The following is a 24,844-nucleotide window of genomic DNA, read 5'->3' as shown; positions in this document are numbered from 1 at the left end:
AGGAGAATGAAGATGAGGCTACGGATGATGATCCCGTCGCTGCTGCTGACACTGCTGACGCTGCTGACCGGCGGCCTGGCGGCCGCGGCCATTCCCGCCGGGACCCTGGCGGGGCAGATCGTCGCTCCCGACGGCCAGCCGCTGGCCAATGGCACCGTTTACTTCTTCAGTGCCGCCGTCGGCCCGCCGCCGGCACCCGAGCGCTACTGGCGGGTGCCCGACGACCTGGCCCAACTGGACGGCGAGGGGCGTTTCGCGGTCCAACTCCTGCCGGGGACCTATTTCGTCGGGGCGATCAAGCGGCAGCAGGGGCACGAAATCGGCCCGCCCCGCGACGGCGATCTGTTCTTCACCAGCCGCGATGCGCAGGGGGCGCCGCGGCCTTACACGATCATGCCGGGCGAGCGGCACGATGCCGGAGTCCTGACCGGGGTAACGGTCTTCCGCCAGACGACGATCAAAAAAACGGCAATCACCGGCATTGCCGGCAAGGTTCTCGCCGCTGACGGGACGCCAATGGCGGGGGCGCTGGTCTTTGCCTTCGTCACGCCGACGATGATCGGCCGGCCGCTCTATGTTTCCGACCGGACCGGCAAGGATGGCACCTACCTCCTCCGGGTTGGCGACGGCGGCACCTACTACCTGCGGGTCCGCGACATTTACGGCGGCGGCGTGCCGACGACGGGGATGTTGATGGGAAGTTACGGCGGCGCCACGCCGAAACCGGTCGAGGTCAAGGCCGGCGCGGTGACCGGCGGGATCGATATCAACGCCGCGCCGTTCACCCGGCCGACGCCGGGGAAGAAAGGGCCGGGAGGAATGAAAGGGAAGGGGGGGCCGCCGCAGCCGTAACTGCCGGCGCCGCCCCTCGAATCGCCGCAGCACCGATTGTCCATTATCGGCAACAACGAAAAGGAGGTGAGTGCCCCATGAAGAAGCAGAAGTATTCGCGGCCGCGGATCGTTGGCACGGCCACGGTCCACCCCTGCTAGTCTCCCGTCCGGCTCGTCCGAACGGTTTTCCCCCTTCCGGCGCGCCCGGAAGTGACGCCGGGAGCGGTTGCCGCTCCCGGTTTTTTTGTCCCGTCCCCGGCGGGCTGGCATTTTCCCCGTAGCGCCCTCACCCTTGTCGGGCTCCCGTTTTCCGCTTTCCTGGCGACGTTTTGATGACCCCCGGGACGAAATCTGCCGTTTGTCGCCTCTCCCCCCTCTGTGCCGGCCGGTATCCACCCACCTGCAGAATTGCGGATTGCTTGAAAAGCTGCTACAACTGAGCGCGAAAAACTGCCATGATATCAACGGGAAAGCGCCCAACCAGCTCAATGCGCCCGACACAGGGGAGCGATCCCCTTGCGGGGGGGCAGAGGGGGCTATCCCGCGGGAAATTCCCGTCATCGCGCGAAGTGGGGAAACCATGACACTGAGAGTCCTTCTTGCTGACGACTACCGGCTCTTCCGGGAGAGTGTGCGTTCGCTCCTGGAACAAGATTCCCTCATCACGGTGGTGGGTGATGCGGCAACCGGCCGCGAGGCGCTGGAATTGGCCCGCCGGGACCGGCCCCATGTGGTGCTGATGGAGGTAATGATGCCCGAAATGAGCGGTATCGACGCCACCAGGATCATCAAGCGCGAACTCCCGGACGTCATGGTGCTCGGGTTCTCGATGCGCCAGGAAACGACCTACGTGGTCGAGATGCTCAAGGCCGGGGCATCCGGCTATCTGCTCAAGAAGCTGGCGACCCCCAGCGAACTGGGCCAGGCCATCAGGGTCGCTGCCGAGGGTGAAATTTATTTTGGACAGCGGATTCCCCACATTCTCGTCAAACAGTACTTCTGGCGGCTTGCCGAGGAGGCTGCTGCGGGAGCACCGGTGCTCGGTGCGAAAGAGCGGCAGCTGCTGGGGCTGATCGCGGCGGGGGAGAGCTGCAAGGAAATATCGTTTTCCCTCGGCGTGAGTGTCAGAACCGTTGAAGCCCGGCGCGCCAGAATAATGAAGAAGCTTAACCTGCGCAGTGTGGCCGAACTGATCAAATATGCCCTCCGCGAGGGCCTTGCCTCCATGTAGCCCCTTTCCCACCACCTTTCCTGCTCCTTAATCCCGTTATGTATTACCGGGAATTACGAACAACACTGTGCGGAAATCCTGATGTAACCGGTTTCGGCCCGGCCGATACGACTTATAGGTTTGTTGAATTGTCGTGGTTTGCCAAGACTGGGTAGGGGGCTGCCCTACCGAACCGCGCCTGATGCGCGGTCACTACCTGAGGAGGTATGTTATGCAATGGTACTTTGACATGAAGATTTCCGCGAAGCTTTTGACGGGATTCATTCTGGTCGCCATCGTCGCCGGGATCATCGGCGCAATCGGGATCGTTAAGATCAAGGCGATCGAAGAGGCCGATACCGCCATGTACGAACTGAACACCAAGCCGATGGGGCCGATCCTCGAGACGGCGGTGGCGTTCCAGCGCATCAGGGTCAATTACCGCGATATCGCTCTGGAGGACAACGCGGAGAACAGGGCGAAATTCGCCGCCAAGATCAAGGAGATCAAAAAGGGTATCGATGACAACCTGCCGCAGATCGAAAAGTCCCTCAAATCCGAAGAGACCAAAAAAGCCTATGTGGAGATCAAGGCCCAGCTGGCCAAGTTCGATCCCGATCTCGACCGGATCGTCGCCCTGGCTATCGCCGGGAAGAAAAGCGAGGCGGTGAGCTACATGCAGAGCGAGGCGGTGGCGGGAACTGCCCGGGCCGTGTCCGACGCGATCCAGAAATTGGCGGACCTCAAAATCGACCTGGCGAGCAAGAAGTCGGATGACAATACCGCCGCCGCCAAGCAAGCGGTGACGCTGACCGGCATCATTCTGGTCATCGGTATGGCCATCGCGATCGGGCTGGGGATTATCCTCTCCCGGATCATCAGCCGGCCGCTGCGCGAAGCGGTGGAGGTGGCGAACAAGCTTGCCGAAGGGGACATGTCGGTTACCATTGAAGCGTGCAGCAAGGACGAGACCGGCCAACTATTGGCGGCGATGCAGAACATGGTGGCGAAGCTGCAGAGTTTCCGGGAGCAGTTGGAGATCCTCATCAAGGCGGCGGCCGACGGCGAACTCGACCAGCGGGCCAACGCCGCCCTGTTCTCGGGCGGCTGGCAGACACTGGTGCAAGGGGTCAACGATACCGTGACCAATATCGTCGATCCGCTCATGCTCACTGCCGATTACGTGGACCGGATCAGCAAGGGGGATATGCCGCCGGCCATTACCAAGGTGTCCAAGGGGCAGTACAACCTGATCACGCAGAACCTCAATACGCTCATCGAGGCGACCAACAGCATTGTCAAGGCGGCGCAACAGGTTGCCGGCGGCGACCTGACCGTGACGCTCACCGAGCGCTCCGCCAAGGACGACCTGATGAAGGCCTTGTCCGCCATGGTCAAGAAGCTCTCCGAAGTGGTCGCCGACGTCAAGGGGGCCGCCGACAACGTCGCCGCCGGCAGCCAGCAGATTTCCGCCAGTTCCGAGGAGATGAGCCAGGGGGCCGCCGAGCAGGCGGCAGCGGCGGAAGAGGCGTCGAGCAGCATGGAACAGATGAGCTCCAACATCCGGCAAAATGCCGATAACGCAGCCCAGACCGAGAAGATCGCCCTGAAGAGTGCCGTGGATGCCAAGGATGGCGGCGCTGCGGTGACCGAGACCGTCGAGGCCATGAAGGAGATCGCCTCCAAGATTTCGATCATCGAGGAGATCGCCCGCCAGACGAACCTGCTGGCCCTCAATGCCGCCATCGAGGCGGCCCGGGCCGGCGAACACGGCAAGGGATTCGCGGTGGTTGCCGCCGAGGTCAGGAAGCTGGCCGAACGGAGCCAGAAAGCGGCCGGCGAGATCAGCGACCTGTCCGCCTCCAGCGTCCAGGTGGCGGAGAAGGCCGGGGAGATGCTGGCGAGGATTGTTCCCGACATCCAGCGGACCGCCGAGCTTGTCCAGGAAATCAGCGCGGCCTGCCGGGAGCAGGATACGGGTGCGGAACAGATCAACAAGGCGATCCAGCAGCTCGACCAGGTGATTCAGCAGAATGCCAGCTCCAGCGAAGAGATGGCCTCGACCTCCGAGGAGCTGGCGAGCCAGGCGGAGCAGCTGCAGGATACCATCTCGTTCTTCAGGATCGACGAGCGGACGGCGGCAAGTCGGGCGGCTGGCGGCGTCCGCCGCTCCGGCGGCAAGAAAAAGTCCGATCTGCCCCTGCTGAGTCACAATCATGCCAACGGCTATCACCCGGAAGCGCCGAAGAAGGCTGCGGCGGTCGGCGGCGTTAACCTGAACATGGGCAGCGATCAGCTGGACGAAGAATTCGACACCTACTAGGAGGCCGCCATGACCGTTGCCGGGATAACAGAGATCCGTCCGTACCTGACATTCGCCCTGGCGGAGGAAATCTTCGCCGTGGAAGTCAGCAAGGTACGGGAAATTCTGGAGTGGACCACCATCACCCGCGTTCCGCAAACGCCCGATTTCATGCGCGGGGTGATCAACCTGCGCGGCAGCGTCGTACCGGTGATCGATCTCCGGCTCAAGTTCGGCATGACCGAAACGACGCGATCCGTCAGTACCTGTATTATCGTCGTCGAGGTGGACACCGATGACGGCACGCTCGTGCTGGGAATGCTGACCGACTCGGTCCAGGAGGTGTTCGAGCTGGCGCCCGAGAGTATGGAGCCGGCCCCGAAGATCGGAACGAGTCTCGATACCTCCTTCATGAAGGGAATGGGGCGCCACGGCGACTCGTTCCTGATGATTCTGGACATTGACCGGCTGTTCGGGGCCGCCGAGCTGGTCGACCTGGCGAATGCGGATTCGGCAGCGGCCTGACAGCGGTATTAGCTGGTAGTTGTTTGCGCCGATGGCGCCCCGGATTGGCCGGGGCGCCATTTTTTTATCTTCGGGGACGAGCCGCGGGCACTGTTTCGTAATCTGGGCCACCGTTGCCTCTCGGGCACGTTTATATTCCCCCGAGGACTGGGAGCGGAAAGAGGTTGAAACCGGCGGACTGCTGTGCTAAGAGTTGAACACTAAAGTTAACGGTGTTAAGTGTGGGCGTCAAAGAGCGGCGGCAAAAACATAAAGAAGAGTTCAAGGCGGAGATCCTGGCTGCGGCGCTGACCCTCTTCGCCCGGGAGGGGTACGCCAATTTTTCGATGCGCAAGCTTGCGGCGTCGATTGACCACTCCCCGACGGCCATCTACCTTTACTTCCGCGACAAGGACGATCTGCTCTTCCATATCTGCGAAAACCTCTATGCCTCGTTGAATCAGCACTACGCGGAAATCCGCAAGCAGGGGATTTCGCCGGAACAGACCCTGCGGGAAATCATGCTGTGCTACATCCGCGACAGTCTGGCCAACCCCGAACTGTACAAGGTGGTTTTCTTCTCCAACCCGCAGCTCTACGGCAAACCCGAGGAGTTCGCCAGCCGCGACACCATGGCGCTTCGGAGCTGGAGAATCGTCTGCGAGGTGATTGATGATTGCATCACAGACGGCGCATTTCGCTCCGCCGATAGCGCTACGCTTTCAATTGTACTCTGGAGCGCGACCCACGGCCTGATCTCCAGCATCATCTTTACCAAAGATTTTCCGATGCCGGATCCGGAGGTGATGGCGGAAATTTTCCTGGATGCGTTCTTCAGGGGGCTGCGCCCCTGAGTTTTTTTGCCTAACAGCTTAACGATGTTAATTTAAATTACTATTGTTATTGGATAGGTTATGGAAAAGTCATCCAACCCTGTATTGAGAGTAATCGATGGCGGAAATGCGCATTTCGCCGCGAACAAGGCCACGAACAAGGCCGATATTCCGTACCTGGCCGCCGTGTTGAAAAACGCGGCCGCCCTGCTCGCCTCCCGGCAGCGGGAGGACGGACACTGGGTATTCGACCTGGAGGCAGATGTCACCATCCCCGCGGAATACGTGATGTTACTGCGCTTCATCGGCCGCGAACCCGACCCGACGCTCGCCGCGAACATTGCCACATACCTGCTGGAACGGCAGCTCCCCGATGGCGGCTGGCCTCTGTACGCCGTCGATGGCGATACGGACATCAGCGCGAGTGTCAAGGCGTACTTTGCCCTGAAGCTGTTGGGTCACGACAAGAGGGCCCCTTACATGGTCAGGGCCCGGCTGCTGATTCTGGCGCTTGGCGGGGCGGCAAAGGCCAATATCTTCACCAGGATCACCCTGGCACTTTTCGGCCAGGTGCCGTGGCATACCCCACCGGCCATGCCGGTTGAACTGATGTTGGTGCCCAGGTGGTTCTTCATCCACCTCGGCAAGGTTTCCTATTGGTCCCGCACGGTCATTGTGCCGTTGCTGATCCTGTACCATAAGCAGCCTGTTTGTCGCTTGCGCCATGACGAGGGGATTGCCGAACTCTTTACGACGCCGCCGGATATGCTGGGCCACCTGGACCGCTTTCGGCACGACAGCTGGCGCAAGAATGCCTTCATCGTCGTGGATAGGCTCCTCAAGAGGACCATCCGGCTGGTGCCCGACCGGATCAGAAACCGCGCCCTGGCTGAGGCGGAGCAATGGACGAGAAGCAGGATGCAGGGCGACGGCGGCATCGGCGCCATCTATCCGGCCATGGCCAATGCGGTCATGGCTCTCAAGGCGCTGGGGTACGACGAGGGCGACCCCGACTATCGCCGCGGCCTGATGGCAATCGACAACCTGCTCGTCCACAAAAGGCTGCAGGACGGCGCGCCGTTCTCTCGGGGCGACGACAGTGGCTGTTTCTCGCTCGACAGGTCTTCCGCCGCGCCTGAACTGCAGCCGGGTTCACGGCATGAATCGGCCGAAAAGCGGGACTTCACCTTCTGTCAGCCCTGCAACTCTCCCGTCTGGGATACCTGCCTGAGCCTCACTGCCTTGTCCGAGGCGGGAACCGCTGCTGCCGGACGGTATTCGCCCGACAAGACCATGGCATGGCTTTTCAGCCGCCAAATCACCACCCCGGGCGATTGGGCCGACAAGCGTCCCGCCGTGGCGTGCGGGGGGTGGGCCTTTCAGTACGAAAACTCGCTCTACCCTGACGTCGACGATACGTCAAAGGTGCTGATGAGCCTCTTTCGTGCCGGAGCGCTCGAGCGGCCGGAATACGCCGGTAAGATCGCCACGGCGGTGGAGTGGGTACTGGCGATGCAAAGCTCCGACGGCGGCTGGGGGGCTTTCGATGTCGACAACAATCATCTCTATCTCAACGACATCCCGTTTGCCGACCATGGGGCGCTGCTCGATCCCAGCACGGCCGACGTGACCGGCAGGTGCATAGAAATGCTCGGGATGCTCGGTTATGGCCCGGATTATACTCCGATCGCCAGGGGGATCGAATTCCTGAAAAAGGAGCAGGAGCCGTTCGGCGGCTGGTTCGGGCGCTGGGGCGTGAACTACATCTATGGCACTTGGTCGGTTCTTTCCGGGTTGCAGCAAGCCGGGGAGGATATGCGGAGCCCCTATGTCGCAAAGGCCGTGCAGTGGCTGGTTTCATGCCAGAACAGCGATGGGGGCTGGGGCGAAACGTGTGCCAGTTACAACGATGCGTCGCTGGCGGGCAGCGGGGCCAGCACCGCTTCCCAGACCGCCTGGGCGCTTCTGGCGCTGATGGCGGCGGGCCAGTGGGCCCACGGCGCGGTCGGCGGGGGGATTCGCTATCTCACGGAGGCATACCATGACGGCTGGGACGAGAAACATTTCACCGGCACCGGCTTTCCGCGGGTGTTTTACCTGCGTTATTATGGCTATAGCCTGTTTTTCCCCGTCTGGGCGCTGGCTGTCTACGCCAGGCAGAGAGCTGGTCTCAAAACGGTCCAGGAAGCGGTTCGCGACAGGCACCTTGCCCCGTTCCGGGCACGTGAAGGTGCTGTCGGGCACTGACGGCCATCATGATCGAGCCGCAGTGTGCCGGGGGACGAGCATCAACCTGCCGCGCTCTCCTTTGCATAGCGCTCGCGGACGAAACGGATGTGATCGCGGAGCACATAGAACTGATCGGCGTAGGCCAGCGGGATCTTCATCCCGTTGACCCCGGCTTCGATCTCGTCAAGCCGGCGGAGGGTTTCCGTCCGCTCTTCGGCCGACTGCTGCGCGAGGAGCGTCCGTTCGATCGAGATCAACAGCCCGTACCAGCGGTAGATGCGGGAGCGGATTCGCCAGCTGTAGAGCGCCGGGACCAGCTTCAGGCCCGGGATGAACAGCACGACGACCGGGACGAACAGCACGAGGAACCGATCCACGAGGGTTGCCAGCCAGAAGGGGAGAGAGCGGTAGAGAAACTTCTTGCCGGAGGTGTAGTACCGTTTGGCGTCGTCGCTGAGACGGTACTCGTGCTCCACCGGCGCGGGAAACTCGCCGGCGCTCTGCAGCAGGGTGGCGCGGCCGTGGACCTCTTTGGCCGCCTCGATCAAGAGGTCGGAAAGGGCGGGGTGGAGGGTGTCGCGGGCCACCAGTTCAACCGTCGGCGCCAGCAGGTGGACGTCGGCCCCGGGGATATTCTGGCCGAAATCCAGCGCCCCCATCGGAATGACCAACTGGTTCAGATAGGGGTAACGCCGCGAGTAGGCCTCCGCCTGGACAAAATCGTAGAGGTGGACCCCGGGTGTCCAGATGAGGCTCCGCATGTCGCCGGGGGTTGCCGAATCCCCCATCAGAAACGCGGCATCGACCGTGCCGTCGACCAGCCCCCAGGCAGCGGCCTCGCCGCTCAGGTCGAGCAGCGTGGCATTGTCGGGGCCGATGCCGTTCGCCTTGAGCAGTTCCAGGGCCACGGCCCGGGTGCCGCTCCCTTCCGGGCCGATTGCCAGGCGCTTGCCCGCCAGTTGCGAAATCAGGGTGAGCGGTTTGGCCGAGCGATAGAACAGCGCCAGCGGTTCGTGAAAGACGCTGCCGAGGGAGAACAGCCGGTCGACCTGCCTTCCCTTGGCCAGTCCCCCCTGGACGAAGCCGACGTCGACCTTGGCGGCGGGATCGAGCAGCCGGTCCAGGTTCTCCAGCGAGCCGTTGGAGGGGAGGATCTTCAGCTTGATCCCCTTCTGCGCCAGGACTTTCTGGTACTTCTTGGCGTAGAGCTGAAAGGTGCTTCCGGTCGGGCCGGCGGTGATGGTGAGGGTGTTCGGCGGCGCCGGGCGCATGAGCCAGTAGGCGGCGCCAATCCCGATGGCGGTCACCAGCAGGACCGGCAGGACGGTCACGACCAGATCGCGCAGGGAGATGCGGGTGAAGCGCGCAAACGGTCTCATGGCAGCCAGTATCTTGATGTTCTCCTTCATTACGTTCCTGCTCTCCCCGGTATGGCGGGGTGGTTCGATGGGCGGTGGATGCCTCGCTGTTGAACCGATTATACTGCCTTCCACATCACATGTGAATCCGATAGCAGCGAAGAGTCTTCTTTCCTGAGGTGTCTAATCTACGGTTGACCGGCGTAAACCGGCTTGAGGCGCTCGAATGCGCAGCCGGGGTGAGGTGGTGGCGCGGATTCCGCGGTTTGCGGGGGGCTGCCCGTGGCGTGGGGCATTTGAAAATATTTGCTTGACGTTAGATAGCCCGCTATGTATTTTGCATAGCGCGCTATCTAATTGGGGGTGACCCATGGAAACCAAAGTAGATAAAGACTTGTGCTACAAGCTGCAATATCTGGCCAGGCTGCTGATCGTCGAATTAAACGAAAAAATGAAACCATATAGCGTGACGCAGGGGCAGCTTCCCGTGCTCTGCTGCCTGGGGGAGCAGGGAGGCCAGACGCAAACCGAGCTTTGTGAAAAAATTCAAGTGGAACAACCCACCATGGCGAATACTTTGCGGCGCATGGAAAGGGACGGCCTTATCACCCGAACAGCATGCGATCAGGACAAGCGCCAAGCCCGCATTTACCTGACCGAACAAACACGGCCGTCCGTTGCCGCACTCCAGGAAAAGCGGGATGAAGTGATCGCCCGGATGACTTCGGGAATGTCCGCGAAAGAGCAGGAAACACTGCACCAACTCATCGACAACGCCATACGTGCTTTGAAGAATCCGGACACATCACCAGAGGAGAAATAGCATGAAGAACTATGACATTGTGGTTATCGGGGGCGGCCCCGGCGGCATGAATACCGCTTTTTTGATGAGACAACAGGGGAAAACGGTGGCGCTGATTCAGGATGAGCAGGACAGCCTTGGCGGTGTCTGTCTGAATCGGGGGTGCATGCCGACCAAATCTCTGCTGAAGGCTGCCACGGCCTACCGCTACGCCAAGCAGGGCGCCAGATACGGTCTGGATTTCTCGCTCCCTCCGGTTGATTTGAGCCGGCTTCGTGCGGTGACCGACGAAGACCTCGACAAACTCCGCGCTGCGGTGCAGGGGATGATTGACGGGGCTGAAATTTCCGTATTCCGCGGTAGAGGGGCATTCGGGTCGCCCCACGAAGTACGCGTCACTAAAGCGGATGGCGGCACCGAGCTGATCGTCGGCGAGCAGATCGTCATTGCCACCGGTTCGCACCCCGTCGAACTTCCCTTTGCGCCCTTCGACGGCGAGTACATCCTGTCGAGCGACCAGATATTGCAGAACAAGGCGCTTCCGGAAAAGCTGCTGATTATCGGCGGCGGGGCGATCGGCTGCGAGTTTGCCACCCTGTACCATACGTTCGGCAGCGAGGTTATCCTGGCGGAAGCTCAAGAATCCTTGTTGCCACGGGAAGACCGGGAGGCCGGGCAAAAGCTTGAAGAGTCGTTTGCGGCGCAGGGCATCAGGGTTAAAACCGGGACCGCGATCAAGAAGTTAGCTGTTGGAAACGGCAAGGTTAACGTTGAATACAGCAACAGCAATGAAACCGATACGGTCGACAAGGTCCTGGTCGGGATAGGGCGCCGGCCGAACATTAACGGCCTGAATCTGGCAGCAGCAGGGGTGAAGACTGAAGGGGGAGCTATCAGCGTAAACGCTTTTATGCAGACAAATGTCCCTCATATCTACGCGGTGGGCGACTCTATCGGGGGCTTGATGCTGGCCCATGCGGCTGAAAAGGAAGCCGCCGTGCTCGCTCATAATATGCAATCGTCAAACAGCCTCCCCCTGGAAGAATCCGCCGTTCCGCGCGTTGCTTTCTGTTCTCCGGAGGTTGCAGCGGTAGGCGTGAACGAAACAACCGCCGGCATCGGGGCATTCACGATGCCCATAGTGCCAAATGGCCGTTCCGTGGTGGACAAGGTCGAACCCGCATTCGTCAAGCTGTTCGTCGAGAAGGATTCCAATGTTGTAAGCGGGGCGATCATTATCGGCGAGGCGGCGACGGAAATGATCCATGAAATGGCATTGGCAGTGGAAAACCGTCTGACCGTGGGGCAGATCGGGAACACGGTACATGTTCATCCGACACATTCGAAAAATATCGCCACGGCCGTGCGTCATTTCAACTAGCTTCCAGCCGGGAAACCCCGGCTGAGAAGCTGGAGGGTGATTTCGTAACCTTCAGGAGGAATAACCAACGGGTATGAGCGTGACCGGCGCAGATTCATCGCGCCCGGGTCCACGCGAGAGTTGGAACATTCTCCCTCGCAGAAGCATCTGCCCCATGGTTATGCTGTATTTCTCAAGGTTTCACGGCGATAGCCGCAACTGTCCCATCCTGGCCGGATATGAGCAAAAGGCCTTGTTTGCTGAGCGCAAGCTGTCCGCCTTTGGGATATGACCATACCTGGTCGTGTGTACGCAGGTCTACGGCATAGGTCGTTGCATCCGTACTGACGAAGAGAAGATTTTTCGTGACGATGCTGTTCCCGGTTGGAACGCCGTCCGGAGCGATCCACATCCACAGCAGCGAGCCGTCATTTTCCGCCCGGGCCTCAATTTGGCTGTTGTTGATAACGTATAAAACCCCGTTGTCCGTCGTTACATTCCCCGTGTAGGTTCCGGTCCGCTCCCACCTGATGACCCGTCCTTGCAGGTCGAATGAAATCAGCCGGTTGTTCTGGGTGGCCAACAGATCGTTCTGGGAACCGAGGACCGGCGCACTATTCATGCTCCAGCCGTTCCAGGTGAAGTTTGGATCGGGGATTTCATAGGCCACCGATCCGTCAGCGGCTTTCAGTACGCTGACCTTAGGACTATAGCTGCCGGTATAAGCATACACCAGGCCGTCACGAACCGCCGGAGTCCACTGATCGTACTGGTTGAGCGAAGCGGACCAGATCTGATCCCCGTTGATTGCATTGAATCGATAAGCGCCGTCGTAATAGCCACCCGCCATATAGAGCGCGTCATTCACAATGGTCGGGGCAAAATAGTGAGACCATTGGTTGCCGTAGACACTGCGGAACAACGGGTCTCCTGAATCGGCGCTGAAACACCACACAAAAGAGTCAGACTGCCCGCCGGTTGTTACATAGACCCGGCCGTTACTGTAGGCAGGAGGGTTCACCGAGTGGATCGCACCAAAGTCGTACGACCACTTGATGTCTCCGGTATTTGCATCCAGTACCGCGAGGAGTTGTTTACCGAAATAGGAATTGGTCGAGACGAACACCTTGCCGTCACCCGCGGTCACCGGGTTGAGCGGAGTGCCGCTCCAAACGGTTGCTACCCAAGCCTCGCGAAATATTGTGGAATCCAGTGTAACGGCAACATAACCGGTGTGGCTGGCGTTACCTTGATAGGTGACCCACTCAGGTGCCAGCAGCCATTCATCCCCACTCGATTGATCCGCTTGCGAACCGCAGCCATTGCAGACCAGAAGTAACAGCCCAATGCACAACAACAAGAACTTTCCCTGAATCTTTGGGGGCATGTGTTTCCTTTCAATGGTGCCGGGTTTCAGAGTATTATTCTTATTCATCCATAGTTCCCATGATCCAGTGTGGGAACGATAGAAATTATTTCGAGTCAAACTTTTCAGTTCGCGGAAATTCTGAGTAAATTTCTATTTTTTCAATATCAGCTAAAGCTATTTCTCTTGTCATACCGGGGACTAAGCGTGAACGTAAGCCAACCAACTTGTTGCCGTCGAAAAATACCGTGTCAAAATACATTTTAATTACGTCTTTTGTGGACTTTGACGTTAGCTCTAACTGGGTATTGCGATCTGGATACAGATATAAAAGGTTTCCATCCTTATCTCGACATAATATTTTCCCTATATTATTTGCGCCATACTTATGATTGAAAAATAGAGATGCGAGCGGTGAAACAACATAAAAACCGGTCGGGTTTTCCGTCATATATTGCTTCTCCGCGATCTGGTTTGCAAATTCATCTGGTGTTACGTAGTAATTTGCAGTACACCCTGTCATCAGAAGGATTAATGCCGGAATTGCGATAATTATTTTTCTGATCATATTTCCTCGCATAACGGCAATGAGGCGCACCAGCGGCGTGGGGATTTATCCATGCCGACTGAGTGCCGCCGAGTGTTGAGCCTACTTGCAGTTAGAAACTTTCTTACGGTTGCCAATGAAGTCGTCATAGCTGCTGAAACCTTGTGGTATCTCGGCTTTTGAATTTGGATTTTCTGCCGTGTAGCTATGATAATTCTCAAGCGAATCGCTGAACGCTTGGCAAGCTAGCTCATCCTTCTTTAGAAAATGCAACATCGTGCCAATATTAAGTGAAACATCCGTCAGGCGGTCATGCCGATTGTTCTTAAGATAGATTTCTTTGGCCTTCCCATAATACTCCATCGTCTTTTCATATCTGTTGTCATATGTAGCTGTTTTATCAAGGAACCCATCACGTCGATAAAGTGGCTCCCACTTTGGTGAGCCTGGATATTTGAAGAACTCTGCATATTCCGTATAGGCATCAGCTATCCCAACGGGGTTATTTTCTGTTTCAAAAATAGTAATCGCCTCCCTAATCAGTCTTTCAGCCGGCAGAGGGCGATCCTGATTGTTAACTAGTTCTTTCGCCCAAGCTAGTTTTTTGTAAGGATCTTTTGTCTCAGGAACAAACATAGCTGCACATCCGGTAAGAATTAGTGTGCATGATAAAAATAAAATCAGTCTATTTAAGATTTTCATGATTTCTCCTATGGCTCAACGTCATAAGGCTGACCAGTTAGCCCAGTCTTTTCGGGCAGGCTGGTCGTGCCGCTAGTTGGCAATTTACTAATTATTCGATGATGCCTTCTCGCTCTAGTACCCTTCGAATTTTCTCGAATGCAGCAGAAATGTGACCTCTCGGGAACCTTATTTGCGAAAGACCTATAATGTTTGAAAACTCTGAGCAGCCATCTTCGAGGAGAATAATGGCTCTTTTCGGTCCCAGGCTTCCTTGAAATAGACCAACTTCATGAACCACATTCTCACGTGCGTGAAGCGCCTGATCCATGTGTTCATCCTCAGCAGTCATGATTAGAAAAGCGAATTTAGCTTCAGCAAGCATTTGAGACAGTCTTTCAAAAGTTGTAAATCCGGCCACTGCTTCTCTATTAAATTCATCCCAGGCGAGACCAAGCCTGTCGGATAGGAAGTCCTTTAACTCGCGCCATAGGGGAGACCGCCCATGTCCAATGAATACTTTCCCCGAAGCGCGTGGATTGAAAGCTAACGGTGCTGCTTGATTAAGATAACCGAGATAGCTCTCAATCCGTGTATAGATTATAGACGTCTAAAGGCGCCAGCGGCGGAGTGTCAGCGGAGACCGCTGTCGCCGCTTGTTGTGCTTTGAATCCTAAGTCTATTCCTTACTTTTGTGAAGGCTCAGTGCCTTGCATTTCAGTCTCTTCTCTCGACGTAGCCTCCCACCATGGGCTTCTGCCGTTGAAGATTTCAAGGACTTCATACAAGTGCTTAGTTGCTGGTCCTCTGACGAAAACGCGATATCCTGGTGCTACCTCAGGGGGAAACATAATAGTAGAAGCAAAAGCTGACATGAGATTATTACACGATTCTATAGTGTTAACTACTATGCTTGCTATCCAAGGAAGTATTGAAACGATATTCTCATTGTACTTGTGAGAGTCATTCCAACCACCAAATTTGCTAAAGGGTTCGTCATTTGGCGAAACACAAAACCCCTTATCAGTGTCGAAGATTGTTATCATCCCACTGCCACCATGTACTATACGATCACGGATGTTTCTTAGCTCAGCAAAAAATCCAGCACTTCTTTCATATTGGACAGCTATCACATGTGGAATGCCATATTGAAGTTCAATTTCAGATGCTGTCTTCAAAAATTTCTTTTCCTTTAGAACCAACTTTGAGAACGTTTCTGGAATGCTACGTCCACGTCGGCGACTCTCTGCCTCTACGTCAGTAAGTTGAACGTACTTCGACCACATTCGAGAAATGGTTTCCTGTAAGAGATCAAATATTGTTCTTGCCAGTATTATTAGATATTCAACCTCCGTTACGGCAAAATTCGACGTAAATCCGCTATCAACTCCGTGCCGAGAATCGAAAAACAGCCTTAATTTTGCTAAAGAAGTTCCCATATTGTGAAAATCATCACAGATAGCAGATATTAAGGGGCAGATCTCTGGCCAGCTGGCTCGTTGCCACATTAGATCCACAAAAGGGATGAAAAGGTCAGATTCACGTGCTGGCTGCCTTGCAACATAATCTATCTGAAGTGCATCAATTGGCATTGTGTTTATCAATCCATTTGGTGTTGGCAGCCATAAGTGCCAACGTTCGCCATCCCAAAGCGGCATCAAGTTGACGGTTCGATTGCCAAGGTTCTTGGTATCAAGATAGGAAACGGCTGTCAGGTCCTCTATTGTGATAGTTCTCATTTTATTTCCTGCACAACGGGGTGGGCCTTGACCCGCACCGGGGCGTTTCTTAGTCCCGGTCGGCGTCAAAGGCTCTGGTTATGCGCCCTCTTTTTCTCTCTGTCTGTTCTTGATGCTATACCAGTACTGAAGCCCTACTACGGTGCCGACAGCGGAGGCAATGAAGATTCCATTTTGGACTTTATCTTGAATTTTGAAGTACCAGTCAGGGCAACTGTCGCCCCATCCAAGGATTACTGCGTGGAAGAAATACCAAATATAATTTGATAAGACACCAACTATTGGGCTCAGAACAACAGCAATCACAAGCAGGATTGTTCTCGATCTCGTTGTGATTTTCATCTTTGCCTCTTCATATATATTCTCGCATAACGTCATAAGCCTGACCGGCGGTTTTAGGCCGGTCTTGGCGCATGTTGAACATTGCCCTTTTATTTGCTTCCACAGCAAATCTTCATTATTTAACGGGTTCGCAGATAACTGACTGTAATCTGTGTCGCCGCAACGATACTTCTTGCACCTTTGGCATATTCATATATTACTTGGTCGAAGCGTCTACATGATGAAAATGATTGTGATTAGGATCATATCTCCATCTTTCATTTACTTCATAGATGTCTTTTGTGGCTCCTCGGTATTTGATATCAATAACAACATCAAGTTTATGTTTACCACTTATAATATCGTCATAATAAGAGCCAGTTTTCAACCGAATGTTATGTATGGATTGAGGAAATAAATTAGATTTACTGTCATCAAGTTCAATATTGGAGTGATTGCCAGGATTGCCATCTAATAGCATGTCGTAATTAACTTTAACATTGCTGGCAGGGACAGTCCCGAAGTTCTTGTAGTGTACATTTATTAATATGTGTTTGTTGTCATCTTTGTTAACTTCAAATGATTCAATACCAATATAGGGGCGATTTGACGCGTTATAGATGTTTTTAGTGATTTCAGTGTACTCACTTGTTTTGATGCTCACCCAAAGTGCAGCGCCAACATTAATCACTGTTGCAGCAGCGATTACGATTGTAGCGAGGGTAATTGGGTCATTCCATTTTGGTTGAGAGTTTTTGTTGGTCATTTTTTTATCCGTATAACGGGCGCGGCCTTGACCGGCGGCGTCAGCCGTCCGCGTCTAAGGGTTGGCAATAGGTCATCTCAAGGGTCAGGTCTACATTCTAAGGTCATCTCAAGGGTCAGGTCTACATTCTACACTTTATCCAGTCTACTCTTTATCCTTTCAACCTTTTTCCTCAACTCTCCGTCCGCCGCCAATTTCCGGACAATCCTTCTGTTCGCTTCACTAATTGCCGTATCTCGCACATCGAACAAATCTCCTATTTCCCTGAGCTTCAACCCACTAAATTTATGACATAGGTGGATGCCTACTTGACGCGCCAGTTTCTCGTTATCGGCAAATCCGGCTTTTGCCGCGACAAGTATTTCTTCCGGTGTCGGCCTGCTGATAAATTGCCTGAGCGCCGGAATATTCGTATCTTTCTTCCCCTTTAAGTGTGTCGACGAAATTTCGTCCACAAAGCCAGGGCTTCCCAATATTGATGAGCCGATTGTCCCTGTGAGCGGGCTTTCGTATTCTTTGCCACTCATATCTTCGACAAAGCCCCGGTACTTTTTCTGCGCGACCGCCTCTTTCGTTGCGAAACAGCCCCAAATAAAGCCTGTCTTAAGCCATTCCGGCGCTTTGCATTGTCCTGTGAAGCCCTGATAGCTGGACCACTTGTGTTGCTCTGGCTTTTCAACCATTCCGGCCTTCACGGGATTCAAGTGTATGTAGCGCGAAAGCTCCACCAAGTATTCATCGGCCTCGATAAGTATCGCCTTGTATCTCCCCTGAAACAGATGCCCTGATCTCTTTCTCTTGATATTAAAGTAGGTCGTGTATGCCCCGTTGATATGCCGCATGATCTCGGAGAGGTTTCCCTCCGGCGTCTCCAGTAACAGGTGATAATGGTTGCTCATCAGGCAATATGCATGAACTGCCGCTCCGTATCGCTCCGTCGCCGATGACAGATAGTCAAGAAACTTCTCCCGATCCCTCCGGCTTTTGAATATATCCTTCCGCTCATTCCCACGCGACGTTACATGGTAATAAGCTCCAGGGTACTCGATTCGTAATGGCCGTGCCATCGCTCTCTCCTGGGACTTTGACAGAGTCGACTAACTGTAGCTTCGTGTAGAATGTAGACCTGACCCTTCAGCTTTTTTCGTAGCTTCGTGTAGAATGTAGACCTGACCCTTCAGCTTTTCTTCTTCAGCTTTTCTTCTGACCCTTCAGCTTTTCTTCAGCTTTTTGCTTATCTCAACCGGCCGAGGTCGGTTAATGACACAAACTTCTTTTGAAGTCACAAGGGTATCTGTCAGCGTTTCCATTTGCCAATTACGATATTTGTTGACTAGCTTTTCCAACCATTCCACCCTGCAACTATGCAGCACTGTTTTTTCAGCACATTTGATAATAAGCTTGTTGAACTCCTTAACATATTTAGGTTTAACAAGCCCGAATCGATCATGAGGGTTCCCTGCCTTTAGAACATCGTCCAATTCAACATCGGTCTGTCCGTCAGTAGGAGAAATTAGAATGGCTAGACGTGGTGTTAGCGGGACAACAGTCTCGCCGAATTGAACATTGTCGTTATGGAAATACATCACAGCAGGATTGTCGCTGGTAATAAAGGGAATATCTGTTTCATTTCGCATAATAAGCCAAGGATATCGGCATAGATTCGTCGCCATGTCGGTAAGAATTTCAATGCCTATCGCGTGAGAGAACATTTTATCAACTTCAACCTTCAGCCCCCACGTTTCCAGACACCTCTTAATATCAGCCAAATCTAATTCACTGTAATCTTTTATTTTGCCTTGTTCGCGTCGAAGCATATTGTCAGCAACAGGTTTTAATATGCCAGATATCGACCTTTGGCCTAATCGTTTTGCTGTAGGATTACAATTCTTGAGATATGATATGTAACCTGCTAGTTCAAATTTGATTTGGATATCAATTATGCCTTTTTCCAAGCTTTCAATATTCTTATTCCAAACATTTTCAAATATTCTCAGATAGTCATCCAATATCCTGACATTGTCGAAATATTCGTTTGTGTCGCCGTTAATTTCACAGCATACCGATTTAGTCTTTTTAGTTTTACCTACAATGACATTTCCGCTTTTGTAATATGGGAATATATCACCATTGCTATCGGTGAAACTTCTCAAATATGTCTGTGAAACGTAATGATCGCTTGGCATATCTCTAAACCATCTCACTTATCCTAGTTCTTCATTTCTTCCGGCCAACGGGGCAGAGGCTGACCGGCCCGGGTTTCAAGGGCCGGTCGTGCCGATGGTTATACTATCACCGTTTCCAAGGCTCAATGGGATCAACACGGTGCTGCGGTGACGGCGAATCCTTTTTTATCTCTTTCCCAGGCGTAGAAGCTGGTGGTGTCGGTCGTGGGGTTGGTGTCGGCTTGGGAGTAGGCTGGGAAGGCTGTCTTGGTTTGTCTGAATCACGTTTCATTTCAATCCTCCGGAATATAAAATTTTTCTGCTGGTAACTCGGTATCTACCTCCCTTTGACAGCAGGCTATAAGCTTTTTATCAATCTTCTCTCCTGGTTCTTTATTTACTAAAATGCCTTTCCTTTTAATCGCTTTTTTTAAGTCATTTTGCATTTCTTTGTCATATTTCTGCTTCTGTGCGATCAATTCCTTGATCTCAAACAAATCATGTTCAAGGCCTTTGTAACCCGACAGTACTTCTTCATATTTCTTGATTTTTTTTGTTAAAGACAGGGCAGGTTTTATAACGGCAATAATTGCAGAGGCAATTCCTAAATACTTCCACATCTGCTGTCCCATAGGTGTTTCCCAAAACCACAGTCCAGCAATTGCTGAAGATGGAGCGGTAATCAGTAAAACAACCTCCATATAGAAATTTGCAGATTCGACTCTGCTGAGCTTGCAGGTGTAATACTTAACATTCAGTTTTGCAGTCCGATACAAGTCATATACACCCCAAACTGGATGTTCTTCTCTTGCAGTCATTTATTTAGCTTCTCCTTTATTTGTATAACTCGTAAATCACCGGTTAGTGTGTTCTGTCTACATGTATATAGAACTTTATGGATGTATATAGATCCATCTACATCTATATGGTGCGTAGCTATATACATTTATATGGAAACTGGTTTTTTGCCACTTATCAAAACCATCTATATCTATATACTTTTCCAGCGCTGTCCCAATGACATTGCCGCAACTGACGTACCAGAGTTTCTTTTCAGGATTCCAACGGCTACCAGCCGCCTTCGCCTCGGCGCGGTCTCGCGACACGGCGGCTCCATCATGCGGCATTGAAAAACGCAGAGCGTTCAAGGCTGTGTTCCCACGCCGGAGCGTGCGAACGATGGATTTTGGCCATTCTCCCCCAGTGCAGTGCTGCCGATAAACTTGCCAATATCGTCCCAACCAAAGTGCCCGGTCAGGATGCTATTTGCCTCCAGCCCATCCGACCTGCCTAAGGAGGCCGGTTTCATTGCCTGCGACTGACTGCAACGAGAAACCCGGCAGCGGCCTCTACCGGCGGTGGCTCCCGGCGATTACCCCTTCGTGTCCGATCCCGAAGTGCGATCACCGATCATCACCCCAGCCTCACTAAGCTGCCTTTAACTATCCATTACCAAATATTCCGCCGCAGACAAAGAAAATTGTCAAAATTTCGCACGTATTTTTAAAAAGTTACTATATGTAGTAACTTTTAGGGAAACCGCCGGAGCCCGCTGACAATAGCACTTTCCGGGCGGCGGTGTTGTGTGCTATGAGGGTAGGGCAGATCACTACCACCTCAAGGAGACCACCGGATGAAAAAATTCCTCGTAACCGTGCTTTTTTTGACAATGGCCGCGACCAGCCTTGCCGCCGAGCCGGCGGAGGAGAGCAAGCAGCCGTCGCCCGAGGAGATGCAGCAGCTGATGGAGATGTCGCTCGGGGCGATGGTGCCGATGATGGGGAAGATGACGGAGGCGATGATCGACGCCCAGCTGAAAAGCGCCGAAAAGCCGGAAACCGCGGCGAAACTGGCCGCTTTCAAGAAGAATCTCTACACTGCGCTGCTCAAACAGGGGTTCTCGAAGAAAGAGGCATTCCAGATCATGCTCAATACCTCGCCGCCGGCGGCGATGCCGGGAATGAAATAGGCGGCTCCCACGCCAAGCCTGTCGAGACAACAATGCCGGGAGGAGCGTCTTTCCCTGCTCTTTCATGCTCTTTCCCCGCCGCTCTGCTCACTTCCAACAATTTATTCATCACCCTGTAACCTTTTCCCCGCTGCTGCGATATATACTCTATGACGGTGCCGCCGGCAGACCGGCCGCGGCACCGGCTATTCCAGATGCGGAGCGTTGACGTGGTCGGTGACGAAACCGGAGACCATGAAATAATCAGCGGTATTCTCGCCGGTCGGCCGGACGATTTCGCGCTGCTCCTCGCAAGGTACCGCGGCTACGTCTTCAAGATCGTCTCCGGCAACGTTCCGCCCGAGGCGGTGGAGGACCTGGCGCACGAGGTGTTTGTCGACGCCTACCGGTCGCTGGCCGGCTTCGACGTCCGGACCTCGTTCAAGAAATGGCTGGCCGGCATTGCGGTTCATCGCTGCTATGACTACTGGCGGGAACGGTACCGGAATCGGGAAGTGCCGATGAGTGCGCTCACCGAGGACCACCTTGCCTGGGTGGACGGGGTGCTGGCCGACCGGGCGCGTGGTGCGTTCGCCGGCGCGGAAATGCGCCGGGAGGCCAGGGAGGTGCTGCAGTGGGCGCTGGCCGGGCTCTCCGCCGAGGATCGGATGGTCCTCACCCTGGTGCATCTGGAGGGACTGCCGGTGAAGGAAGCGGCGGCGCTGCTCGGCTGGAGTGTGATATCCGTAAAGGTGCGGGCCCATCGGTCGCGGGAGAAAATGCGGCGACGGATCGTGGCGATGCTGGAGGAAGGGGGATGACGATGGCACAAGACAAGGAACGGATCACGATGATTGAAGAGACGCTGGTGGCGGCGCATCGGGCGCGGCCGGCGATCAGCCCGGGCGGCGGCTGGGAGGGGCGGGTGATGGCCCGGCTGCGCCGCGAGGCCTTGCCCGGGGGAGAGGCGGAATGGCCGGCGTTCGTTCAGCGGGCGGTCTGGCGCTTTGCCGCCGCTGCCGGTACGTTTGCCCTTATCCTGTCGGTGTATGCCCTGAGCCGGGGGATTACCCCCGAGCGGCTGGCGGCAAGGCTCTTCCTCGACGATCCGGCGGGGATTGCCGCATCGCTGATCGTCCCGCTGTAGTGGTGGCGACCCGGCGGCGAAACGGTTACTACGTTCCTGAGGTGGCACAATGAAGAAATGGCGGCTTTGGTGCGGTATCTCCCTGGTGTTTCTTGCCGGCGTCGGCGTCGGCGCGGCCGGCACCGGTCTTTACGTGCGACACGCGGTCCAGTCAATCGTCGAGGAGGGGCCGCCGGCCATGACCAGGCTGGTGATGAAGAAACTGACCCGCGAGCTGGAATTGTCCGGGGCGCAGCAGGCCGAGGTCGGCCAAATCGTCCGCGAAACCCAGGCCCAGCTCCAGGAGCTGCGGCGACGCAACCGGCCCGAGACGAGCCGGATCATCGCCGCCGGGATGGCGCGGATGAAGGCCGATCTGTCCCCGGCGCAGGGGGCGAAGCTCGACGCACTCTATGAAAAGCTGACGGCGCGCTGGAGCGTCCGCGACAACACAACGGGGCGCTGAAATTTTTTTGTCTGCCGGTGTAACCTTTCGCCGCCGGCCGGCGATTAAGGAGAACGAGGCGGCCGGTTCGGCCGACCGATGGGGAAATCACCATTCAAAGGAGCACGACCATGAGACAGACAAGCTACTCCCCCCGTTCTTTCCGTAATGCGTCGGTGGCACTGCTGGCGCTGGCGTTCCTGGCGCTTCCGCCGGAGTCGATGGCCTGGCAGCGCAAGGTGAACCGGACGTTTGCCGGCGGCAGGACATCTTCCCGAACTATCGCCGGCAGCGCGAACAGCGGCGGTTACACCCGGGATACCACCTATGCCGGCCCCCGGGGAAATACCGCCAGCCGTAACGCCCAGGGCCAATGGAACCCGGCGAGCAAAACCTGGACGAAAAACGTGACCGCTACCGGTGCCGGCGGCCAGAACGCCAGCCGCAGCTCGACGACGAGCCGGACGGACAACGGCTATAACCGCAGCACGACCGTTACCGGCCGGGAGGGGAATTCGGCCACTCGCAACGTCCAGGGGCAGTGGGACCCGGTAACTAAAACCTGGACGAAAGAGGTCACCACGAGCGGGGGCGCCCAATGACCCCGTTCGGGAGGCGGTGGTTCTCCCGCCGGCGTGAACCCGGGCCGGTGGGGCGGGTGGTGATTGCCCTCCTGCTGCTTATCCCGGGGCTGTCGGCAGTGCCGGCACTGGCCTGGCAACGGCCGGCCGAGCTGCTCTTTGCCCGGGCCGATGCCGATCACGACGGCCTGATCAGCGGGGCCGAGTGGCATGCCCTGATGACCAAGCGGTTCGCTGCCCTCGATGCCAACCGTGATGGCGCCATTTCCCGTCAGGAGTTTGCAGCGGCGCGGAGAATGTGGCAGCAGTCGGCCGACCAGCTGTTCACGGCGGCCGATAGCGACCGGAACGGCTCGCTCGATGGCGGTGAATGGCAGGCGGTGATGACCAAGCGTTTTGCCGCTCTCGATGCCAATCATGACGGTGCCGTTTCCCGCGACGAGCTGGCGCAGGCGAAGGAGACCGCGCGTCGGGTGAGCGGCCGCGAGACGGCGCGGTTCTAGCGGAACGGAGGGGCTTTCATGGATACCGGTTGGAGGTCGGTTGTTGTCCGGCGTTACGGCTACTTGGTGGTGCTTCTCGTGGCGGCGGCTCTCCTTTCGGGGTGCCTGCGCCTTGTGCGGCACCAGCTTCAGGCTGCCCGGGCGAAGGAGGCGTCCCGCACGGCGGTCGTCAGCGGCGGGGAAGCGGTGCCCGCCGCGGTGCGTGCCGAGCTGGAACGCATCGTCGGGATGGGTGTGCCGGGGGTGACGGCAATCGTTATGCGGGACGGCCGGCAAATGTACCGGATCGACGTGGGGGATATCGGCCCGGCAACCCGGTATCCCGTCGCCTCCGCTTCCAAGTGGCTGACGGCGGCGCTGGTGATGACCGTCGTCGACGAAGGGAAGCTGACGCTGGACGGGCCGATCGGGAACATCCTGCCCGAGTTCCGCGGCCCGGCCGGCCAGATCACCGTCCGCGAACTGCTGGCCCAGACAGCCGGGACCGGCAGCCTGCAATCGCGGTTCGACATCAGACAGGACCCGCGGATGACCCTGGCCCAGTCGGCGGCGGAAATAGCGGCGCGGCCGCTGGAAGACCCGCCCGGCCAGGTCTTCAGATACGGCGGCCCCGGCTTCCAGGTGGCTGGGGCTCTGGTCGAGGCGGTCACCGGCAAGCGCTGGGCGGAGCTGTTCGCCGAGCGGCTCGCCCGGCCGCTCGGGATGACGCAGACCTCTTGGGAACACCTGCCGAACCACGGCGTTACGCCGGCCGAGACCCTCAATCCGCTGCTGCAAGGTGGCGCGGTGACGACGGCGGACGATTACCTGCGCTTTCTGACCATGCTCGCCCAGGGCGGGAGCTTCGCCGGCCGGCGCATCCTGTCGCCAGCGGCGGTAGATGCGCTGGAGACCGTCCAGACTCTCGGCAAGCCGCTGGCTTACCTGCCGCGGGGCGTGCGCCCCGGCATGCAGTATGCGCTTGGCAACTGGTGCGAGCAGTGGGACCCTGCCGGTCGGTGCACCCTGGTATCGAGCCCCGGCGCCTTCGGCACCTATCCCTGGATCGACCGGCAGAGCGGCCTTTACGGCATCTTTTTCCTCCGCGACCGTCTCCCGCGGGTTGTCGATGCGCTGCTGAACGCCCGGGCGGCGATCATCGCCAACGGTGGCGCCCCGGCGCCGGCCGGCGGCGACTGACGGCGTTATCTCGCGGTGCGTTCATGACGGTGGTTTGCGCTTCATC

The 24,844-nt window shown here is 56.3% G+C and carries 27 protein-coding genes; 15 read left to right on the top strand and 12 right to left on the bottom strand.

Annotation, left to right across the window (positions count from 1 at the left end):
* Positions 1-12: 12 nt before the first annotated feature.
* The 6 genes from QMN23_RS12950 (at position 13) to QMN23_RS12925 (ending at position 7,929) form a co-directional block, all read left to right on the top strand.
* The gene (locus QMN23_RS12950; protein WP_281999745.1) at positions 13-852 is read left to right on the top strand and encodes a carboxypeptidase-like regulatory domain-containing protein; all 840 of its coding nucleotides are present in this window, start codon (positions 13-15) and stop codon (positions 850-852) included.
* A 561-nt stretch (positions 853-1,413) separates the two neighbouring features.
* The gene (locus tag QMN23_RS12945) at positions 1,414-2,064 is read left to right on the top strand and encodes a response regulator (RefSeq protein WP_281999744.1); all 651 of its coding nucleotides are present in this window, start codon (positions 1,414-1,416) and stop codon (positions 2,062-2,064) included.
* A gap of 211 nt (positions 2,065-2,275) precedes the next feature.
* Complete coding sequence (locus tag QMN23_RS12940) at positions 2,276-4,366, top strand: methyl-accepting chemotaxis protein (protein ID WP_281999743.1); 2,091 nt, start codon at positions 2,276-2,278, stop codon at positions 4,364-4,366.
* 9 nt (positions 4,367-4,375) lie between these two features.
* A complete protein-coding gene (locus tag QMN23_RS12935) occupies positions 4,376-4,870 on the top strand; it encodes a chemotaxis protein CheW (protein WP_281999742.1) in 495 nt (164 codons plus the stop codon).
* Between the two features lie 221 nt (positions 4,871-5,091).
* Complete coding sequence (locus tag QMN23_RS12930) at positions 5,092-5,703, top strand: TetR/AcrR family transcriptional regulator (protein ID WP_281999741.1); 612 nt, start codon at positions 5,092-5,094, stop codon at positions 5,701-5,703.
* A 60-nt stretch (positions 5,704-5,763) separates the two neighbouring features.
* A complete protein-coding gene (locus QMN23_RS12925; protein WP_281999740.1) occupies positions 5,764-7,929 on the top strand; it encodes a terpene cyclase/mutase family protein in 2,166 nt (721 codons plus the stop codon).
* Positions 7,930-7,970: 41 nt separating this feature from the next.
* Here the strand turns inward: QMN23_RS12925 and QMN23_RS12920 are convergent, their stop codons facing one another.
* Positions 7,971-9,320 carry a TAXI family TRAP transporter solute-binding subunit gene (locus QMN23_RS12920; RefSeq protein WP_281999739.1) on the bottom strand — a complete coding sequence of 450 codons (1,350 nt, stop codon included), beginning with the start codon at positions 9,318-9,320 and terminating at the stop codon, positions 7,971-7,973.
* Between the two features lie 319 nt (positions 9,321-9,639).
* Here QMN23_RS12920 and QMN23_RS12915 point away from each other — a divergent pair, with 319 nt between their 5' ends.
* Together QMN23_RS12915 and lpdA are read left to right on the top strand one after the other, a co-directional pair.
* Positions 9,640-10,092, top strand: a complete 453-nt coding sequence (locus QMN23_RS12915; RefSeq protein ID WP_281999738.1) for a MarR family winged helix-turn-helix transcriptional regulator — start codon at positions 9,640-9,642, stop codon at positions 10,090-10,092.
* 1 nt (position 10,093) lies between these two features.
* Positions 10,094-11,452 carry a dihydrolipoyl dehydrogenase gene (gene lpdA / locus QMN23_RS12910; RefSeq protein WP_281999737.1) on the top strand — a complete coding sequence of 453 codons (1,359 nt, stop codon included), beginning with the start codon at positions 10,094-10,096 and terminating at the stop codon, positions 11,450-11,452.
* Between the two features lie 172 nt (positions 11,453-11,624).
* On the opposite strand, the gene QMN23_RS12905 is transcribed toward lpdA, so the two are convergent.
* From QMN23_RS12905 to QMN23_RS19635, 11 genes are all read right to left on the bottom strand, one after another.
* Positions 11,625-12,866 (bottom strand): PQQ-binding-like beta-propeller repeat protein, encoded by a 1,242-nt coding sequence (locus tag QMN23_RS12905; protein WP_281999736.1) that lies wholly within the window; start codon positions 12,864-12,866, stop codon positions 11,625-11,627.
* A 37-nt stretch (positions 12,867-12,903) separates the two neighbouring features.
* Positions 12,904-13,365: a hypothetical protein gene (locus QMN23_RS12900; RefSeq protein ID WP_281999735.1), complete on the bottom strand. Its 462-nt coding sequence runs from the start codon at positions 13,363-13,365 to the stop codon at positions 12,904-12,906.
* 81 nt (positions 13,366-13,446) lie between these two features.
* Entirely contained in the window at positions 13,447-14,046 is a 600-nt protein-coding gene (locus QMN23_RS12895; RefSeq protein WP_281999734.1) for a hypothetical protein, read from the bottom strand.
* A gap of 91 nt (positions 14,047-14,137) precedes the next feature.
* A complete protein-coding gene (locus tag QMN23_RS12890; protein WP_282003896.1) occupies positions 14,138-14,539 on the bottom strand; it encodes a TIR domain-containing protein in 402 nt (133 codons plus the stop codon).
* Positions 14,540-14,711: 172 nt separating this feature from the next.
* On the bottom strand, positions 14,712-15,764 hold the full coding sequence (locus QMN23_RS12885; RefSeq protein ID WP_281999733.1) for a hypothetical protein: 1,053 nt from the start codon (positions 15,762-15,764) through the stop codon (positions 14,712-14,714).
* A gap of 78 nt (positions 15,765-15,842) precedes the next feature.
* Positions 15,843-16,106, bottom strand: a complete 264-nt coding sequence (locus tag QMN23_RS12880) for a hypothetical protein (RefSeq protein ID WP_281999732.1) — start codon at positions 16,104-16,106, stop codon at positions 15,843-15,845.
* 196 nt (positions 16,107-16,302) lie between these two features.
* Entirely contained in the window at positions 16,303-16,851 is a 549-nt protein-coding gene (locus QMN23_RS12875; protein ID WP_281999731.1) for a hypothetical protein, read from the bottom strand.
* Between the two features lie 128 nt (positions 16,852-16,979).
* Positions 16,980-17,918 (bottom strand): REP-associated tyrosine transposase, encoded by a 939-nt coding sequence (locus QMN23_RS12870; protein WP_281999730.1) that lies wholly within the window; start codon positions 17,916-17,918, stop codon positions 16,980-16,982.
* A gap of 144 nt (positions 17,919-18,062) precedes the next feature.
* Entirely contained in the window at positions 18,063-19,037 is a 975-nt protein-coding gene (locus tag QMN23_RS12865) for a DUF4238 domain-containing protein (protein WP_281999729.1), read from the bottom strand.
* A 272-nt stretch (positions 19,038-19,309) separates the two neighbouring features.
* Positions 19,310-19,834, bottom strand: coding sequence for a hypothetical protein (locus tag QMN23_RS12860; RefSeq protein WP_281999728.1), 525 nt, complete (start codon positions 19,832-19,834; stop codon positions 19,310-19,312).
* A 75-nt stretch (positions 19,835-19,909) separates the two neighbouring features.
* Positions 19,910-20,143, bottom strand: coding sequence for a DUF5710 domain-containing protein (locus tag QMN23_RS19635; RefSeq protein WP_348835280.1), 234 nt, complete (start codon positions 20,141-20,143; stop codon positions 19,910-19,912).
* Positions 20,144-20,649: 506 nt separating this feature from the next.
* On the opposite strand from QMN23_RS19635, the gene QMN23_RS12855 reads away from it, so the two are divergent.
* The 7 genes from QMN23_RS12855 to QMN23_RS12825 all read left to right on the top strand — a co-directional run bounded on the left by QMN23_RS12855 (position 20,650) and on the right by QMN23_RS12825 (position 24,798).
* A complete protein-coding gene (locus tag QMN23_RS12855) occupies positions 20,650-20,985 on the top strand; it encodes a hypothetical protein (protein ID WP_281999727.1) in 336 nt (111 codons plus the stop codon).
* Positions 20,986-21,179: 194 nt separating this feature from the next.
* Positions 21,180-21,785: an RNA polymerase sigma factor gene (locus QMN23_RS12850; RefSeq protein WP_281999726.1), complete on the top strand. Its 606-nt coding sequence runs from the start codon at positions 21,180-21,182 to the stop codon at positions 21,783-21,785.
* Positions 21,782-22,111, top strand: coding sequence for a hypothetical protein (locus QMN23_RS12845; protein ID WP_281999725.1), 330 nt, complete (start codon positions 21,782-21,784; stop codon positions 22,109-22,111). The genes QMN23_RS12850 and QMN23_RS12845 overlap by 4 nt, the downstream gene beginning before the upstream one ends.
* Before the next feature lie 49 nt (positions 22,112-22,160).
* Positions 22,161-22,556: a hypothetical protein gene (locus QMN23_RS12840; protein ID WP_281999724.1), complete on the top strand. Its 396-nt coding sequence runs from the start codon at positions 22,161-22,163 to the stop codon at positions 22,554-22,556.
* 110 nt (positions 22,557-22,666) lie between these two features.
* Positions 22,667-23,137 (top strand): hypothetical protein, encoded by a 471-nt coding sequence (locus tag QMN23_RS12835; RefSeq protein WP_281999723.1) that lies wholly within the window; start codon positions 22,667-22,669, stop codon positions 23,135-23,137.
* Positions 23,134-23,619: a hypothetical protein gene (locus QMN23_RS12830; RefSeq protein WP_281999722.1), complete on the top strand. Its 486-nt coding sequence runs from the start codon at positions 23,134-23,136 to the stop codon at positions 23,617-23,619. Before QMN23_RS12835 ends, QMN23_RS12830 begins: the two co-directional genes overlap by 4 nt.
* Before the next feature lie 18 nt (positions 23,620-23,637).
* Positions 23,638-24,798, top strand: a complete 1,161-nt coding sequence (locus tag QMN23_RS12825; protein ID WP_281999721.1) for a serine hydrolase domain-containing protein — start codon at positions 23,638-23,640, stop codon at positions 24,796-24,798.
* Positions 24,799-24,844 lie beyond the last annotated feature (46 nt).

Origin of the sequence: Geotalea uraniireducens, from assembly GCF_027943965.1 — a bacterium.
GTDB classification, from domain to species: Bacteria; Desulfobacterota; Desulfuromonadia; order Geobacterales; family Geobacteraceae; genus Geobacter; species Geobacter uraniireducens.
The sequence above is the reverse complement of the archived record's forward strand: the minus strand, read 5'-3'. Positions and strand labels throughout refer to the sequence as shown.